Consider the following 17,465-nt stretch of genomic DNA (forward strand, 5'->3'; position numbering starts at 1 on the left):
GGCCCTTCCTGGGGGATTAGGACTGGTTTGCCGTGTGTTCGTGGGGCCGCCGCGGCGGACGCGGGTCAGGAGATGCGTGCGGCCCCGGCCGAGGGGGAGACGGTGAAGATTTCCGGCCGGGTGAATCCCGCCTCCGCGAAGGCGCGGATGACGGCGTCGCGGACCTGCTGCTCGTCCTGCACCGGGGTAAGGGCGATCGCCGAGCCGCCGAAGCCGCCACCGGTCATGCGGGCACCGATGGCGCCGTGGGTCCGTGCCGTGTCGACGGCGAGGTCCAGTTCCGGGCAGGAGATCTCGAAGTCGTCCCGCATGGAGGCGTGGCTGGCATCGAGGAGGAGGCCGATGTGGGCCGGGCCCTGGGTCCGAAGGACGTCCACGGTCTGCAGCACGCGGTCGTTTTCGGTGACGATGTGGCGGGTGCGCCGGAACGTGGTGGCATCGAGGAGTCCGCTGGCCTCCTCGAGGTCCCGGACGGCGAGGTCCCGCAGGGCCTTGACGCCCAAGGCTTCGGCGCCGAGCTCGCACGATGCGCGGCGGGAGGCGTAGCCGCCGTCGGCGTGCGAGTGTGCCACTTTCGTGTCGATGACCAGCAGGACGAGTCCGGCTTCCCGTGCCTGGAACGGCACGAGTTCCACGGACTGGTCGCGGCAGTCAAGGAAGACGGCCTTACCGCTGGCGCCGCGCAGCGACGCGGACTGGTCCATGATGCCGGTCGGAGCTCCTACGAAGGCGTTTTCCGCGTGCTGGGTCAGCATAACCATTTCCTGGGCCGAGAGCCCGGCTCCGGTGAGTTCGTTGAGGGCGGTGATGACGGCGCATTCAATGGCGTGCGAGGAGGAAAGCCCTGCGCCGAGCGGGACGTCGGATTCAAGGAGGAGGTCGAAGCCGGGGACCTTGATGCCGTGCTGCTGCAGCGCCCAGACCACTCCGAGGGGATACTTGGCCCAGCCGGTGATGGCGCCCGGCGCCAGGGTGGCGGCTTCGGTCTCGACGAGCCCTTGGTCTCCAATCGTGGACAGCAGCCGGACGGTGGAGTCGTCGCGGAGCCGGACGGCGGTTCTGGCCCGCTTGTCGATCGCGAAGGGCAGGACGAAGCCCTGGTTGTAGTCGGTGTGCTCGCCGATCAGGTTTACCCGGCCGGGGGCGGCCCAGACGCCGTGCGGTGCTGCGCCGAAGGTGGCCTCGAAGCGCTGTGTCAGGGCGCCGGTCCCGGCGTCGGTGCGTGCTGTTGTTTTCATGCGGGGGCGCCTTCCGTGGTCAATGTGGTGCGGGTTGCGAGTCCGGCCGGCTGGGCGGCCACTTCGCGCAGCCGGGCCGCGACGGATTCGGGGGTGGTGTCGTTGATGAAGGCGCCCATGGCGGCTTCGGAGCCGGCGAGGTACTTCAGCTTGTCGGCGGCGCGGCGGGGCGAGGTCAATTGCAGGTGCAATTGACCGGCCCGCCGCATGGCGGGCTCCAGCGGAGCCTGGTGCMAGGCTGCGATGTAGGGGGTCGGCGTCGGATACAGGGCGTCAAAGCGCTTGAGGAGTTCGGGGTAAAGCTCGGCCAGCTCGTCGCGCTCGGCGCCGTTCAGGGCGGCGAGGTCCGGGACCTGGCGGTGCGGGACGAGGTGGACTTCCAGCGGCCAGCGCGCCGCGAACGGGACGTAGGCGCTGAAGTGTTCGCCCTCCAGGACCATGCGGCTGCCGTCGCTGCGTTCGGATCGGAGCAGGGAGGAGGTGAGCGTTGCCGTGCCCTCCGTCATGGCGGCGAACTCACCGGCGGCGGCAGCCAGCACCGCGGCGCGTGGCGTCACGTAGGGGTAGGCATAGATCTGCCCGTGCGGGTGATGCAGGGTGACGCCGATGTCGGCGCCCCGGTTTTCGAACGGAAAGACCTGCTGGATGCCGGGCAGCGCGCTGAGTGCCTCGGTCCGGTGGGCCCAGGCGTCGATCACCGTGCGGGTGCGGCGCCAGCCCAGTTCGGCAAAGGACCCGGTGTGCTGCGGGGTGAACGCCACCACTTCGCAGCGGCCGACGGCGGGCGCGGTGGTCCCCCAGCCCGGCGCGGCGGGAATCCCGTGGGCATCGGGGCCGAGCGAGGGGAAGCGGTTTTCAAAGACGGCCACGTCGTAGTCCGGCGCCGGGATCTCGGTCTGGTTGTCCGGCGTCGTCGGGCATATCGGGCACTGGTCCGCCGGCGGCAGGTGGGTCCGCGACTGCCGGTGCGCGGCGACGGCCACCCACTCGCGGCTGAGCGCGTCAAAGCGCAGCTGGCCGGGCTCGGGGCGGACGGGAAGCTCACGGTCGTCCATCAGGGAGGAGGCGGGCCGCTCGGTCGACCCGGCGTCGTCAAAGTAGAGGATCTCCCGGCCGTCGGCCAGAAAGTTCGTGGCGATGCATGTCGTTTTCACATTTGTACCTTTCCCGTTGCTAGAGTGCGGTGAATTTGAGCAGAAGTGCGTGTTCGGGGTTGAGGGCGGGCATGGGCAGTCCCACCTCGGCCAGGAAACGGCCGTCCGCAACCGCGCCGTCCGCCATCCAAGCTGGGGGCTTGACCTGCGTGAACGTATGCGAATAGTCGGCGTCACCGGGAGCCGGGAAGACAGGCTCCACACGGTACTCCCGGTCCGGATCCAAGCCGGGGATGGAGATCCGCCCCGGTTGTTCGGCGAGGGCGGTGCCTGTGCGGACCAGGGCGAACAGCGCCGCCGTCGAGCCCGGGTAAACGGTGGCCTGGGAGGCACCGCTGGCCACGACGCCGTGCAGCATCAGGGAATCGCCGGGCACGTCCGAGCGGACCATGCGCCCGGAGTGAATCAGGCCGCGGTGTTCCTTGTAGAGGGCGATGAAGCGTTTGAGTTCCTCACGCTCGGCGCCCTGGACCCCGCGGACATCCCATTCCATGCCGAAGTGGCCAAACAAAGCCGTGATGGCACGGAACGATAGATCGTGCGTGCGGGCCGTGGTGTGCGAGGTGGTGGGGCCGACGTGCCCGCCCACGAGTTCGGGCGGGACCACCAGCCCGGTCCAGCGCTGGATGGTCTGCCGTTCCAGGGCATCGTTGCAGTCCGAGGCCCAGATGCGGTCCGTGCGTTCCAGGATGCCCAGGTCCACACGGGCCCCGCCGGAGGAGCAGCTTTCAATCTCGACACCGGGATGGGCCTTCTTGAGTTCGTCAAAGAGCCGGTAGGCGGCCAGGGTTTGTTCGTGGACCGAGGAGCGGCCGGCATGGCCGTGCTCCAGCTGGTCCCTGTTTTGGTCCCACTTCAGGTAGCTGATGTTGTTCTCGCGCAGCAGGGCGTCGACGCGGTCGAAAATGTACTGCCACGCGTCCGGGTTTACAAGGTCGATCACCTGCTGGTTCCGCCATTCGATCGGCAGGCGGCCGCCGTCCTTGTAGCTCTGGACGGAAGGACCAACGATCCAGTCGGGGTGCGCGCGGACAATGTCGGAGTCCAAGTTGACCATTTCGGGTTCCACCCAGAGCCCGAATTCCATCCCGCGGGAGGTGACGGCGTCGATGAGCGGTGTGAGCCCGTTGGGCCAGAGGGTTTCGTCGACGTACCAGTCGCCGAGGCCGGCGTGGTCGTCGCGGCGGCCACGGAACCAGCCGTCGTCGAGCACAAAACGCTCGACGCCAAGATCCGAGGCGGACTCGGCCAGTTCGATCAGCGTGTCGATGTTGTGGTCGAAGTAGACAGCTTCCCATGTGTTCAGCACCACCGGGCGCGGCTTTCCGGCGGGCAGGCCGGTAGCGGCAGCGGGCAGCACGTGGTGCGGTCGGTTGCGGAACCAGCTGTAGAAGGCCTCGCTGATCCCGTCCAGGCCGCGGCCGGAGTAGGCGGCGAACAGCGCAGGGGTGGTGTAGCTGGCACCGGGTGCGAGGATGACTTCGGCCGGGCCGAGGAGCTCGGAGCCGCCGATCATGGTGCGGCCATCGCCGATGCTGTCGGCGAACTGTTCGTGGTTGCCGCTCCAGGCGAGGTGCGTGGCCCAGACCTTTCCGTGGCGGTTGCCGAAACCGGCGGTCCCGGCTGCGAAGAGCAGTGAGGAGTCGTGCCCGGTCCGGCCGTGTCGGCCGGCGCGGACCCAGGTACCCTGCTGGATGGGGCGCCGCTGCGGGTGGCGTTCCCGGCACCAGCGTCCGGTCAGGTCAAGGAGTTCGACGGCGGCGGGTGCCACCGGGAGAACAGTGGCCAACTCGTCGAGCTGGTAAGGCGTGGTTCCGGTGTTTGTGACGGTGTGGCGTAGTTCCAGCAGGCCGCCGTCATGCAGGGTCAGGACAGACGATATGCGGATCCCGGCGTCGGCGTCTGCCTGGATGATGACGACGGCGCCAGCGCCGTCCGATACCACCTCAGCCACGCGGAGCCGTACGGAGAAGTCGTAGCCGGGAACGCCGTCGGCAATGCGGTGACCTCGCAGAGCGGGCCGGCCCCGCCAGCTGGATGAGGCCTGCGGCAGCAGGCCCGCGGGAACGGTGGCGTCGGCGGACGACGGCGGGATGGCCGCCTTGAGGATAGCGAGGTCCGGCAGGGTGCTGCCAAGGTCCCTGCCCCAGTGGATGACCTCGGCTTCCCCGCTGTCGAAGCTGATCACCAGGCTGGTGCCGGCGGAACGGAGGTGGAGGGGTTCCATAAAATGCTGTCCTTCTGAGTGGGAGTGAACGGGTAAGGCTGCGCGCCGGGGGAAGACGACGCCCGCGGCGCGCAATAGGTATTGGGTCGCTATTTGGAGAGGGCGTTGACCTGTTCATTGGCTTGGGTGATGTCTGATTCGGCTGCGAATTCGTCGATGGCCGCGAGTTCCTCGCCGGTAAATGCGAGGTTGTTTATGGCGCATAGCGTGTCTTCCAGTTGCTGGACGCTGGATGCACCCACCAGGGCGGAGGTGACGGGTGATCCCTTGGGCTGGTCGCGGAGGATCCAGGCGATGGCCATCTGCGCCAGTGATTGCCCGCGGCCGGCGGCGATCCTGTTGAGCCCGCGGACACGGTCCAGTTTGTCCTCGGTCAGGGCAGATTTGGACAGGAACCGTTGTTTGGCCGCACGTGAATCGGCCGGGATGCCGACCAGATAGCGGTCCGTCAGCATGCCCTGCGCCAGCGGGGAGAACGCGATGGAACCGGCGCCCACCTCTTCCAGCGCCTCGTAAAGGTTCGGCGTTCCGTTTTCGGTCCAGCGGTTCAGCATGGAGTAGCTGGGCTGGTGGATGAGCAGCGGGGTGCCGAGGCCCTTCAGGATCCGGGCCGCCTCGATGGTCTGTTCCGGAGTGTAGGAGGAGATGCCCGCGTACAGCGCCTTGCCGGAGCGCACGGCGTAGTCCAGCGCACCCATGGTCTCTTCCATCGGCGTCTCGGGGTCCGGCCGGTGGCTGTAGAAGATGTCCACGTAGTCCAGGCCCATCCGGCCCAGCGACTGGTCCAGGCTGGAGAGCAGGGACTTGCGGGATCCCCACTCGCCGTACGGGCCCGGCCACATGTAGTAGCCGGCCTTCGTGGAGATGACGAGTTCATCCCGGTACCGCTTGAAGTCGTCCTGCAGGTGGCGGCCGAAGTTGGTTTCGGCCGAGCCGTCCTGCGGGCCGTAGTTGTTGGCCAGGTCAAAGTGGGTGACGCCGAGGTCGAAGGCGCGGCGGAGGATGGCGCGCTGTTCATCGAAGCGCTTGTCGTCGCCGAAGTTGTGCCACAGGCCCAGGGAGATGGCGGGAAGTTTCAGGCCGCTGGGTCCGACGCGGCGGTAGGGCATGGATTCATAGCGGTTGGTTGCAGCCGAATAAGTCATCGTCATCGGTGCCTTTCTGCCTGCCGCTGGAAGAAGCGGGCCGGCGCACGGGTCAGGGAGGGTAAAGGCAGGAATGAACCGGCCGGAAAGGGTCGACCCAGGAAGGTCGGCAGGTACGTGAGGGCCGCAACAAAGCCAGGGTGGCAGTGACTCCTTGGTGCGGACAGTACTGGGATGCTTCGAGCGAAGCCCAAGCTGCTGTGTTTCGCGGCGGGTGTGCAGCTCCCGCCATCGGATGCTGCACACTCCCCGTTTTTTTCGTACGTTATTCAGCCCCGACGGTTAGCGTGGCCCGGTAGGCTGCCCAGTGCTGCGCTGTGGCGTGCAGGGACGCGGGCGGGATGGGTTGTTCGCTGGGGTCGGGTACATCGAGGCGGTCGGTGTAGTAGAGACTGGGGACCCCGAGACCGGCTTGCGCCGAGGTCCAGCTCCGGTAGGCGGCTTGGCTGGGCAGGGCCCAGCCGTCGGTGTCGATAAGCAGTTCCGGGCATGCAGAGGTGGCGACGCGGGCCCGGTGGGTCATGGTGTCGACGACGCCGGTGCCGGGGGTGGTTGTGGGTGGTTCGGTGTGGCCGCCTGGCTGGTCGAGCATCAGCACGTCGTTGAGGCGGAGCATGTCGGTCACGTCGCGGAAGCCGGGGTCTGGTGTGTGGGTGACCACGAGGGCGTCGGGGTTGATGTCCTTGATGGCCTGGTACAGGACTGCGAGCAGTTCGTGGAGCAGGTCGATTCCCCATGACGGCCCGGCATGGGTGAGGGCGGAGCCTGCGGGGGTGGAGGCGGTGAAGTCTATTTTGATCCCGTCGGCACCGAGCTCGCCGATCATGGACCGTGCTGCTTGCTGGATCAGCTTGCGCCCGGCCGGTGATTCGGGGTCGAGGGCGACCGGCTGACCGGTGTGGTCACGGACGCAGGCTTCCGGTGGTGCGCCCTCGGTGTCCCAGGCCTTGTACCAGAGCAGGACCCGCTGGCCGGCGTCATGCCGTTCCCGGATCCATCCGGCCATGTCCGGCCATTTTTCGGTGTCGGGCCGGCAGGTGGCATAGTCCTGCTGCCATTTGTCGTCGATGACGATGGTTCCGGGCACGATTCCGTGCGTGGCGAGCGTGTTGAGATAGCGGTCGTAGTCTGCCTGCCGTGCCCGGTCGACTGCTGGGCGCTGATTGCCGATGGAGGCCATTGCGTCGGCGTTTTGGGCCCCCCAGCCGCAGAACATCGGTTCGAGCCACGCTGGTGAGGGCGGGGCCTGGGTGCGGGCGGGCAGCAGACCTCGTGCGTCGAGCAGCTCGCGGTAGCGTTTGAGCCCGTCGTAGGGGTTATCGGCGAGGAACAGCAGGAGTGTGGGTGTGCTGAAGTGGCCCTCGACTGAGGTGTGTCCGTCGTAGTCGTAACGGAGGGAGAAGCCCGGGGTGAGGGCGTCGTAGGTGAGTTGGGTGAAGGGGCGCCGCTTGGCTGCGACACCGATCATCAGGCAGGGCCTGCCCGATGCCGGGGACGCGACGGGGTCCGCGGGGGAGAGGGCCAGGCACAGAGGGGGTGGGGTGAAGAGCCATCTTCCGACGCCGGGCTGACCACCGTCTCCCACTACGCCCAGGGCTGCGGATTCCCCCGCGTGGCGGAGGACCTGCCATGGCCGGTCCGGGTTGGGGGAGAATACGGCGCTGTGCAGCAGGTCACTGGGCAGCAGGCCGGAGCCGGCCACGTGGGCGCCGAGCTGGCGGATGGATGTGATGCGGCCTGTGCCCTGGACGGTGGTGGTCAGTTCGAGGGCGTCGCCTTCGGCGCGCAGCTGGGTGTGGTGGTGTTGCCACAGTGAGCTCGTTGCCGTGATTTCCACCTGGGTGAGGTTCCCGTCGGGGGCGTTGACGTTGACGTCTGTGACACGGATTTCGTCAGTGCCGGCGGTCGTGTTGATGCTGGCAAGCAGGCGAAGGCGCGCCAGGGATGCGCCGTCGGGGGTGGCCAGGGTGAGGACCTGACGCGCAGGGTCGATCGAGATCTCCATCCCGGCGGCCAGGAAGGGACGTGTGCTGTTCGCATGCAGGTCCAGTGTCAAGGGGTTCTCCGTGGGTTGGGTTGGGGTTTCCGGCGGCGTTTCATCCCGTGGGATGGGTGTTTCCTGGTCATGGTTTCCAGGGGAGGCTGTTCCCGTTGCGGGTTACCATTCCTGCCTTTCCTGGATGGTTCCGTACGGGATATCGGGGTGGAGCTGGACGGTGAAGTCCCGGGCGGAGTGCCGGGCAACGAGGATCCCTTTGCCGCCGCAGAGCGGGGCCCGTTCGGCGAGGATGTTCACGGCTTTGTCCAGTTGGTCCTCTAATTGGCTGCGTTTCTGGACCCGAACGTGGAGGAGGTCTTCATTTGATGCATTGGTGTACATGGTGGTCCTGTAGGGGTGGATCGTTGTCGCGCGGGTGGAAGGGGCGGAACCGAAAAGGTCCGCCCCTTCCATCGGCGTCGGATGGTTACTTGAAGAGGGCGTTGACTTGTTCGTTGGCCTGGGTGAGCGAGCTGGCGGGGTTTTTGCCTGCTACGACGGCGTCAACGGCGGGTTTCATGATGCCTTCGACCTTCGGTGCCTTATCGGCGATGGGGAAGAGGAACGTGGCGCCGTCCTTCACGGGCTGGGTGAAAGGCGTGACGTCGACGCCCTTGGCCTGGAAAGCCGCCGCGGCCTTTTCGGAGGAGGTCTTGACGGCGGGGAAGACCACTGCCTTGGACGCGACGACGTCCTGGCAGGCGGCGGATCCGAGGTATTCGACGAACTTCGCGGCGGCGGCAGGCTTCTTCGTGCCGGCCCAGATGGTGTCGCCGAGACCGTTCAGCATGGATGCCCGCTTGCCGTTGACCCCGGTGGGGGTGGGCGCGATGCCGAGGTTGATGTCTTTGTAGCTGGTGTACTGGCCGATCGTCCAGGAACCGTTGACGTTGATCGCTGCCTTGCCGGCGGCGAAGATGTCGGCGGTGCTGGCTCCGACCGTGGTTTCCAGCTTGGGCATGTAGCCCTTGTCGATCAGGCCGGCGTACCAGGCGATGGTCTGCTGGAATTTGGGGTCGTCGTAGTTGAAGTGGGCGCCCCAGGGGTTCTTGTCGGTGTGGGTCCAGCCGGTGGTGCCGGTGAGGTAGCTCCACTCCGTCTGGCCCAGGCCGCCGCCTGCGCCGTTGAGGCCCAGGCCGTAGACGGCGACGTTGTTCTTGTCGAAGCCGGGTTCGTCGCCGCGTTTGCCGCTTTTGTCCACGGTCAGGTGGGCGATGGTCTTCTCGTAGCTGCCGCCGTCCTCGGGGTTCCAGCTGAGGTTTTTGATCTGGTCCTCGCCGATCCCTGCGTTGGCGGTCATTGTCTTGTTGTAGAAGATCGCGACCGTGTCCCAGTCTTTCGGCAGCCCGTAGCGCTTGCCGTCTTCGCCGACCCAGAGGTCGGCCAGGCCTTCGTTGTAGATCGAGAGGTCAACGGAGTCCTTCTTGAGGGCGTCATCGAGGGGCAGCAGCTGCTTGGTTTTGATCAGTTCCGGGTACTTGGTGAGGTGGTTGGTGAAGATGTCCGGGGCGTTTCCGGCGACGAAGCTGTTGGTGAGGGTGGCCCAGTAGTCGTCCCATCCGCGCTGGGTGACCTTGACGGTGATGTCCGGGTTGGCCTTGTGGAAATCGTCGGCGCACTGCTGGTAGGCCGGGCGCTGGCTCGGGTCCCAGAGCCAGTAGCTGAGCTCGCCCTTGGCTTCCTCGGATGAGGTGCCTCCCCCGCTTCCGCAGGCGGACAGGGCCAGGACGGCGGCAGCCGCAACGGCGATGGCGCTGGCTGTTTTCTTTTTCATGGTGGGTCCTTTCAGGACAGGGTGGAGCGCACCGGAAGGGGGTTGCGCTGGTTTTTGGCGGATTTGGGAGCTGGTCCCGCAGGGTTATTTGATGCCGGAGAAGCCGATGGAGTTGACGATTTTCTTGCCGAAGGCGATGAACAGCAGGAGGATCGGCAGGGCCGAGACGAGAGTGGCGGCCATCAGGCCGGACCAGTCAGGGGCGCCTTGGGGGGCCTGCGCCTTGAAGACGCCAAGTCCGACGGTGAGGACCCTCAGGTCGTCTTGGTTGGCGACCAGGAGCGGCCAGAAGTATTCGTTCCATTGGCCGATGAAGGTCAGCAGCGCGAGGGTGGCGAGGGGTGCTGCGGCGTTGGGAAGGACGATCTGAAAAAAGATCCGCAGGTGTTTGGCGCCGTCGAGCATCGCTGCCTCCTCGACTTCCCGGGACATGTTCAGGAAGAACTGCCGCAGGAAGAAGATCGCGAACGGGCTCATGAACAGGTAGGGCAGGACCAGGCCGAGCAGGGTGTTGAGCAGTCCGAGGTTTTTGATGAGCAGGAAGTTGGGCAGTGCGGTGAAGATTCCTGGGACCATCATGGTGGCGAGGAAGAGACTGAAGACTGCGTTCCGGCCTTTCCAGCGCAGCCGCGCGAAGGCGTAGGCGGCCATCGCGCTGAAGAACAGTGCACCGACCGTGGTGATGGAGGCGAACAGGACCGAGTTGCGCAGGTACAGCCAGAAGTCGATGTGTGCCCCGGAGCCGCCCTCTGCCATTGCTTCTTCGGCTGACTGGAGGCCGAACACGCGCTTGAAGGCGCCGAGGTTGAAGTCCGCCGGCAGCAGGTTCGTGGCGTTGCTGGCCAACGAACCGTTGGTGGACAGGGAGGTCCTGATGACCCAGTAGAAGGGCAGCACGGAGGCGGCCACGGCAAAGATGATCAGGGCCCATGACAGTGCCCGGCGCACGGTCATGGGTTTGCGGATCCGCTGCAGGCGGGGACGGGCTGGGTGGTTGTTGGTGGTCATGGTTGGTTTCCTTAGTCCAGGTCCGACTCGTTGCCGCGGAGGAACTTCATCTGCACGAAGGCCACCACGGCGAGGATGACGAAGAGGATGACGGCGAGGGCGGAACCGTAGCCGAAGTCTGACTCGGTGAAGGCTTTTTGGTAGATGTAGAACTGCAGGACGCGGCTGGCGTTGACGGGCCCGCCCTGGGTGGTCACGGCAACGGTGTCAAAGATCTGGATCGATCCGATCGCGGTGACGATGACCACCAGCGCGATTACCGGGCGCAGCAGCGGCAGGGTGATGCGCCGCAGGGTCTGGAACGGGGAGGCACCGTCAAGGTCGGCCACCTCGTAGATTTGCCGGGGAATGGCCTGGAGACCGGCGAAGAGGAGCAAAGCGGTGTAGCCCACGTGGCGCCAGGTGTTGATCAGGGCCTGGGTGGGGATGGCCCATGCCTCGCTGCCGAAGAACGCCACCCGCGGCAACCCGAGTGCTTCGATGAAGTGGTTGACGATGCCGATCTGGTAATCGAGGAGCCAGAACCAGAGCAGTGCCGCGATCACGTTCGCCATCAGATACGGCAGCAGCAGTGCTCCCCTGATGAGGGTGGACTTGGCGACCCGGTGCATCAGCAGCGCCAGGCCCAGGGCCAGAACCGTCTGGAGGACCATGTTGATCAGTACGTATTCGCCCGTCACCGCCAGTGCGTTCCAGAACAGCGGGTCTTTCGCGATCGCGGCGTAGTTCGCCCCGCCAACCCACTCCGGTTCACCCAACAGGCTGTACTCGGTGAAGCTCAGGTAGGTGCCCCGGACCGCGGGGACCACATAGAAGGTGACAAAACCGAGCAGGGCCGGGGCGATGAAGAACAGGGCAATCCGCAGGTCCCCATGGTTCCGGCGCCAAAAAGGCTTCCCGGCCCGTCCTGGTTGTTCATGAAGCGCCGTGTCGACTCTGGCGGCCCGGCTGGCGGCAGTGGTGGTCATCGTTGATCCCTCTCCTGTGAGGTAGGTAACACTTGGCGGCTACTCTACGCGCGTTGCGTAAATTAATGCAAGCTATTTCCCCTAGATCAGCGAGTGTTGAGGGCAAAATAAACAACCGCTTGACGCGCGTAGATTTTTCGCCCATTGTTTTTCCCATGACTTCTTCAATTGGAATCGTTGGTGCAGGACAGTTCTCAGGCGTATTCGCCAAGCTCTTCGCTGCCCACCCCGGAATCTCAGACATCTACTTCACCGACCTCATCACTGAGCGTGCAGAGGCGCAAACCAGCAGCGTTGGGGCTGCAGGAACGTTCGACAGCTTCGAGGTAATGCTTGAAAGCGACGTCGACGCCGTTGCGATCTTCACCCAGCGCTGGACCCACGGACCCCTGGTGGTGCAGGCGCTGCGCGCCGGCAAGCACGTCTACTCCGCCGTGCCGATGGCGATCTCCGAAACGGAGATCGCAGAAATCATCGAAGCAGTCCGGGAGACCGGGCTGACCTACATGATGGGTGAGACCAGCTACTACAACCCGGCAACCGTCTTGGCCCGCAAGAAGAATGCCGAGGGCGCCTTCGGCCGGATCTTCTACGCGGAGGGCGACTACGTCCACGACATGGACCTCGGCTTCTACAACGCCTACCAGTACAGCGGCGGAGAAAACTGGAAGAGCACCGCCAGCTACCCACCCATGCTCTACCCCACCCACTCCGTGGGCGGAGTGCTCGGAGCAACCGGCGGTCACGCTGTCAGCGTCAGCTGCGTCGGGGTCCGGGATGAGCGCGGCGACGGCGTCTTCGACCGCGAGGTAAGCATGTTCGACAACGACTTCTCCAACGCCAGTGCCCTGTTCGAACTCGCCGGCGGCGGGTCCATGCGCATCAACGAGTTCCGCAGGGTGGGCTACCCCTCCCACCTGCGCGAGAGCCGCTTTCGCTACTTCGGCACCGAGGCAAGCATGGAACAGCTCGCCCTGGTCAGCGTCTGGCAGGACAAGCACACCGTGACCGACATCAGTGACCAGCTCGAGACCCAGGCCACCATGGACGCGGATGACCCCATGCTGGCCGACGTCGCCCCCGCACTGCGCGATGCCTTTATCTCCGGCATGGCATCCGTGCACGACGCCGGACGCCTGCCGGCAGAGTTCCGCGGCCTGCCCAACGGGCACGAGGGCAGCCACCACTTCCTCGTGGACGACTTCGTCACCGCCATGAACACCGGCACCCTGCCTCCGGTCAACGCCTGGGAAGCGGCCCGTTATACGCTTCCCGGCATCGTTGCCCACCATTCCGCCCTGCGCGGCGGCGAACGCCTGCCGGTGCCCGACTTCGGCGACGCCCCCGCAGAGCTGCCCCGCCCGGCACTCCGCGAATCCGCCAAGTAAACCCCGTTAGCATGGTTGCCATGCCGCACCCGACCTCACACGCCAAGCCCACCACACGCGACGACGTCGCCCGGATGGCAGGGGTCAGCCCCGCCGTCGTCAGCTACGTGGTCAACGGCGGGCCCAGGGCTGTCTCCCCGGCGAACGAGGCCAAGGTGCGGCAGGCAATCAGGGCGCTGGGCTACCGGCCCAACGCGGCAGCCCGGGCACTTGCCCTGGGCTCCAGTGAGATGCTCGGGATGATCGTCTCCGATGCCATGAACCCGTTCTTCGCCTCGCTCGCCCGCGCCGTTGAAAACGCCGCGGCCGAGCGGGGCTACACCCTCCTGCTGGCGGACTCCCAGGCCTCGCTCCGCACAGAGCGCCGCCTCATCAAGAACTTCGCCGCCCGGAGGGTGGACGGTTTGTTCCTCTGCAGCATGCTGTTCGAGCCGGATCTGATGGACCTTGAACAGGCAGACATCCCCGCCGTGCTCCTGAACCACAGCACCGACCTCGCCACGGCAGGCAGTCCCGCCGTCATGAAACACGGCGCGGGAGGCCACGGTTCCAATTCCGTTGGAGTGGCCTTCCAGGACGGGGCGCGCATGGCGGTCGAGCACCTCATTAGCCACGGCCACGAACGCATCGGGCTGGTCATGGGCGGCAATGCCGGGGGTGACCTTGACGCACGCGAGGTCGGATGGCATCAGGGGATCCAGGATGCCGGCCTTACGGCGGGCCCCATCGTCAGGACAGCGTTTACCCGCGAGGGCGGGTACCGTGCCGGACAGGAACTGCTGGCCCGCAGCGAGCGGCCCACCGCCGTCTTCGTCAGCTCCGACCAGCAGGCTGTGGGTCTGCTCTGCGCCCTCCACGAGGGCGGCCTGCGGGTGCCCGAGGACCTCGCGGTGTTCGCCTTCGACGGATCACCCGAATCCGAATACACCTGGCCCCGGCTCAGCACAGTCGCCCAACCCGTAAAAGACCTGGCGCAGACCGCCTTGGAGGCCCTCCTGGCCCCCAGACCCGGAGGGGAAACGCAGACGAAAATCTTCCCCACCGAGCTGGTGCTGCGCGCTTCCTGCGGCTGCCACTGACACCAACACAGCCTCTCCGGCTGCGCTAAAGGCGATCACCTGCCGGTGGAGGGCCGGCATCCCCCAACGCTGGGAGACCCCGCTCCTCGGGGCCCGACGTCTGTCCTCAACCGGCCACCGGCGATCGCGTTTCCTTGCTGCCCGGAAGTCACCCCGGCAACCGCCGCAGCTGCCACCCACCCCCGGCGACCCACCGACTACCCGTTAAGGCACCCAACGTCATGACTGCAATTCCCGCCCAAGAGGATGACATCTTCAGGCCCGTCATCCACTACACGGCCCAAAATACCTGGCTGAACGACCCGAACGGACTCGTCTACCACGAGGGCATCTACCACCTCTATTACCAGAACAACCCCTTCGGGAACGTCTGGGGCAACATGTCCTGGGGCCACGCCACCTCGGTGGATCTGATCAGCTGGGACGAGCAGCCCGTGGCCATCCTCTGCGACGCCGAAGAGGACATCTACTCCGGCAGCATCGTCATCGACCAGTACAACACCAGCGGCCTCGGCAACGGGCAGACCGCCCCGCTGGTGGCAATTTACACGAGCGCCTACAAGGACAGCTCAGCCCGCCGGGGCGCACAGGCCCAGTCCCTGGCCTGGAGCTCCGACGGCGGCTACACCTGGACGAAGTACCAGGGCAACCCCGTTCTTGACAGGAACTCCGCAGACTTCCGCGATCCGAAGGTGTTCCGCTACAACGGGCCCCCGGGCAGCTATTGGGTCATGGTGGCCGTTGAAGCCAACGAGCACAACGTCGTCATCTATAGCTCCGATAACCTTCGGGACTGGCACTATCTCAGCAGCTTCGGACCCGCCAACGCCACCGGCGGCGTCTGGGAGTGCCCTGACCTTTTCCCCTTGCCACTGGACGGCGACGAAGAGCAGACCAAGTGGATTCTCACCGTGAACCTCAACCCCGGTGGACCCAATGGCGGGTCAGGCGGTCAATACTTTGTCGGCCACTTCGACGGCGTGGCCTTCACATCCGAAACAACCGTCACCGAGGGCAGCAGCCAAACGGCCGAGCTCGATGCCTACCACTGGTTCGATTGGGGTCGCGACTACTACGCGGCCGTGTCTTTCAACAACGCACCCGGCGGGCGCCGTCTTATGGTCGGCTGGATGAACAACTGGCAATACGGCGCCGACATCCCAACCTGGCCATGGCGCAGTTCGATGTCACTCGTACGCGAAATGTCCCTGGTCACAGACCAAGGCCAGCCCCGACTGTCCCAACGGGTCGCCGACGAATATCGAACCGGCAACGCACTGTCGGTGAACACCTGGTCTGATCTTGCAATAGATGAAGGGATGCGCCACCTGCACACCGGAGCGCCGGTAGAGATCATCGAGGTGACCTTCATCCCGGAGTCCGCAGAGGAATTCGGACTCATCATTCGAGGCAACGGCACCGACGGCACACGCATCGGCATCCGCCCCTCCGACAACCGGCTCATCATGGACCGGACAAGCTCCGGCAACACGGAATTCCATGACGCCTTTGCTTCCACCGATACGGCACCACTGAAACCTGCCTCTGACGGGTCATACACTCTCACCCTCTTCATCGACCACTGCTCAGTGGAAGTCTTCGCCCAAAACGGCCAGGTCACCATGACAGGCCTCATATTTCCCGGGCCGGACAGCACCCGCGTGTCCCTCTACGCCAAACGAGGGACTGCCAGCGCCCCCAGCCTGAAAGTGACGCGACCCGCGGCGCCACCAATGCGAAACGCAGAGCCATTGGTCCTGAGTCGGTAGCCCCTAACGACCAATGAGTAGGACTTCCCAAGGCTCAGAGTGTGCCTTCGATGATGTCGGCCCACCCCCCAAACAAGGACGTCATTGCAGTAGTGCAGACGGCTTCTGAAATTCCGTGCAGACGACTTCTGAAACTGACACGATGACCAATACTTGAGGGGACCGACGCCGGTTAGGAACTGAAGATGCCCGTTGTTTCTCCCGGGGGTATCTCAGCAAAGGATCGATTGATGAGACACGCGGCGGCTCGCAGAGGGCCTCAGGAGTTCCCGGCACCACAAGGGCCGCCGCTGTCTCGAAATGCCGTCCAACAAAAGGCGGTCTCACAACAGCGAATTGTTCGGGATTGAGAGAATACGGGAGAGTTGCCGGCTGTGATCGGATACCCGAGTTCTCATGCTTACTCCCTCGGCGGTCAGAGGCCCTTGGAAGCCACTTCAAGGCGACTAGTCAAACGACCGTTGTTGACGCTGGACGCTCTTCCGGCACCTGTGGTCTGTCCGACAACTCGGCGGCGGCGGGAACATAGTTCCTATTCACACGCGGGACTACACGCGGGACCTGCCGCGGAGGAAGTGGACGATCAGGACGACCACGGCAATTACCAGAAGCAGGTGAATGAGCCCACCGCCGATGCCTCCGAGCAGGCCGAGAAGCCAGAGAACAGCGATAATGATGGCTATCCAAAGCAACATGAGAGTCTCCCTTGTTTGTCTGCGGATGGAAATGCTGATTCTGCGCCCTGGCTGGTCTGCGTATTTTGGCACGAGGCGTTCCCTTAAAGGGATCGGGCAGGTTCGGTTCGGGTCCCCGTGCCGCCCGCACCCGGCGCCTGACCGGTCCAGCACGGCGTAGGGCGGAGCTGATGTGGCCGGTTATACGTCAGGAGATTTTTCCGTGGCCGGAGGGTGTTCTCCGGCCAGGTGGTGTGCTTCCTTGAGATGGCGTGCGAGCTTTTCCTCAGCGGCAGCGCGCCGTTGCCCGATGGTGCGCATCTGGTGTGTGGTCAGGTCCTCGCGGCGCGTCCACGCGGCGGCACGTTGTGCCGGCCCGGGTTCGGTGTGTTCGTTCATGACCGCATCGTCGCACACGATCTTTCTGGGCAAAAGGCACAATTTTGCAACGCCTGGGAGCGCAAGCGTTCCCCCACGGATCGAGGAACCGGACCGGGGTCTAGGCAGCCGGAGCCGATGCCGGGCCGTTTTCTTTCGCCGGTCCCCGGCCGATCGGGGTGGTCCGGTCGGCGTCGGCACCCTTGGTTTGGAATCCCTGGGGGAGCGGTGCGAGGGGAAGTTCCCGGTGGACGATGTAATCGCAGGCCGCGGGGCCAATCATCGCCAGCCCGGTGCACAGGCCGCCCGGGTGGTCGGGCTGGATGTTCGCTGCGCGCAGCCCGGCTCTGAAACTTCTGGCTGGAGCGGGTGTGGTTCTCCGGAGGGAGCACCAGCTGAGGTATAGACCGTACAGCTCTTCCTGGGTGAGTCCGTCAGCGTCCTGGTTCCGGGCGATGCAGTCATTGACGAATTCGTGTAGCGGTGACTTCAACATCTTGGCCTCCTGCGTCCGCGGCGTAGCCGCTCAACTGGCACAGCTATCAAGGGGTGAAGCAAAACCGTCCCGGCTTCGGGTACATAGAAAATTTAAGATGCCGGGCTGCGACTGTCAACCGGAGCATAC

15 protein-coding genes are annotated in these 17,465 nt (G+C 65.3%); 3 read left to right on the plus strand and 12 right to left on the minus strand.

Going from position 1 to position 17,465, the window contains the following annotated elements:
- Nucleotides 1-65: 65 nt before the first annotated feature.
- The 9 genes from galK to AC1DGD_RS06730 all read right to left on the minus strand — a co-directional run bounded on the left by galK (nucleotide 66) and on the right by AC1DGD_RS06730 (nucleotide 11,552).
- Entirely contained in the window at nucleotides 66-1,238 is a 1,173-nt protein-coding gene (galK, locus tag AC1DGD_RS06690) for a galactokinase (protein ID WP_476856322.1), read from the minus strand.
- On the minus strand, nucleotides 1,235-2,392 hold the full coding sequence (gene galT / locus AC1DGD_RS06695) for a galactose-1-phosphate uridylyltransferase (RefSeq protein ID WP_476856323.1): 1,158 nt from the start codon (nucleotides 2,390-2,392) through the stop codon (nucleotides 1,235-1,237). Before galT ends, galK begins: the two co-directional genes overlap by 4 nt.
- Nucleotides 2,393-2,411: 19 nt before the next feature.
- Nucleotides 2,412-4,619 (minus strand): alpha-galactosidase, encoded by a 2,208-nt coding sequence (locus AC1DGD_RS06700; RefSeq protein ID WP_476856324.1) that lies wholly within the window; start codon nucleotides 4,617-4,619, stop codon nucleotides 2,412-2,414.
- Between the two features lie 89 nt (nucleotides 4,620-4,708).
- On the minus strand, nucleotides 4,709-5,764 hold the full coding sequence (mgrA, locus tag AC1DGD_RS06705; protein ID WP_476856398.1) for an L-glyceraldehyde 3-phosphate reductase: 1,056 nt from the start codon (nucleotides 5,762-5,764) through the stop codon (nucleotides 4,709-4,711).
- Nucleotides 5,765-6,029: 265 nt separating this feature from the next.
- Nucleotides 6,030-7,820: an alpha-amylase family protein gene (locus AC1DGD_RS06710; RefSeq protein WP_476856325.1), complete on the minus strand. Its 1,791-nt coding sequence runs from the start codon at nucleotides 7,818-7,820 to the stop codon at nucleotides 6,030-6,032.
- 102 nt (nucleotides 7,821-7,922) lie between these two features.
- Nucleotides 7,923-8,144 (minus strand): hypothetical protein, encoded by a 222-nt coding sequence (locus AC1DGD_RS06715; RefSeq protein WP_476856326.1) that lies wholly within the window; start codon nucleotides 8,142-8,144, stop codon nucleotides 7,923-7,925.
- 85 nt (nucleotides 8,145-8,229) lie between these two features.
- Nucleotides 8,230-9,576: an ABC transporter substrate-binding protein gene (locus tag AC1DGD_RS06720; RefSeq protein WP_476856327.1), complete on the minus strand. Its 1,347-nt coding sequence runs from the start codon at nucleotides 9,574-9,576 to the stop codon at nucleotides 8,230-8,232.
- Between the two features lie 84 nt (nucleotides 9,577-9,660).
- The gene (locus tag AC1DGD_RS06725) at nucleotides 9,661-10,584 is read right to left on the minus strand and encodes a carbohydrate ABC transporter permease (protein ID WP_476856328.1); all 924 of its coding nucleotides are present in this window, start codon (nucleotides 10,582-10,584) and stop codon (nucleotides 9,661-9,663) included.
- 11 nt (nucleotides 10,585-10,595) lie between these two features.
- Entirely contained in the window at nucleotides 10,596-11,552 is a 957-nt protein-coding gene (locus AC1DGD_RS06730) for a carbohydrate ABC transporter permease (protein WP_476856329.1), read from the minus strand.
- Nucleotides 11,553-11,707: 155 nt separating this feature from the next.
- Between AC1DGD_RS06730 and AC1DGD_RS06735 the strand changes: the two genes are divergently transcribed.
- The 3 genes from AC1DGD_RS06735 to AC1DGD_RS06745 all read left to right on the plus strand — a co-directional run bounded on the left by AC1DGD_RS06735 (nucleotide 11,708) and on the right by AC1DGD_RS06745 (nucleotide 15,788).
- On the plus strand, nucleotides 11,708-12,940 hold the full coding sequence (locus AC1DGD_RS06735) for a Gfo/Idh/MocA family protein (protein WP_476856330.1): 1,233 nt from the start codon (nucleotides 11,708-11,710) through the stop codon (nucleotides 12,938-12,940).
- A gap of 11 nt (nucleotides 12,941-12,951) precedes the next feature.
- Entirely contained in the window at nucleotides 12,952-14,019 is a 1,068-nt protein-coding gene (locus AC1DGD_RS06740) for a LacI family DNA-binding transcriptional regulator (protein WP_476856331.1), read from the plus strand.
- Between the two features lie 221 nt (nucleotides 14,020-14,240).
- A complete protein-coding gene (locus tag AC1DGD_RS06745; protein ID WP_476856332.1) occupies nucleotides 14,241-15,788 on the plus strand; it encodes a glycoside hydrolase family 32 protein in 1,548 nt (515 codons plus the stop codon).
- A 548-nt stretch (nucleotides 15,789-16,336) separates the two neighbouring features.
- On the opposite strand, the gene AC1DGD_RS06750 is transcribed toward AC1DGD_RS06745, so the two are convergent.
- From AC1DGD_RS06750 to AC1DGD_RS06760, 3 genes are all read right to left on the minus strand, one after another.
- Entirely contained in the window at nucleotides 16,337-16,483 is a 147-nt protein-coding gene (locus AC1DGD_RS06750; protein ID WP_476856333.1) for a lmo0937 family membrane protein, read from the minus strand.
- Between the two features lie 180 nt (nucleotides 16,484-16,663).
- Nucleotides 16,664-16,861 carry a hypothetical protein gene (locus AC1DGD_RS06755; protein WP_476851104.1) on the minus strand — a complete coding sequence of 66 codons (198 nt, stop codon included), beginning with the start codon at nucleotides 16,859-16,861 and terminating at the stop codon, nucleotides 16,664-16,666.
- A 100-nt stretch (nucleotides 16,862-16,961) separates the two neighbouring features.
- Nucleotides 16,962-17,336, minus strand: coding sequence for a hypothetical protein (locus AC1DGD_RS06760; RefSeq protein ID WP_476851103.1), 375 nt, complete (start codon nucleotides 17,334-17,336; stop codon nucleotides 16,962-16,964).
- Nucleotides 17,337-17,465 lie beyond the last annotated feature (129 nt).

The sequence above is a fragment of the Arthrobacter sp. 05T45 genome (genome assembly GCF_056395875.1).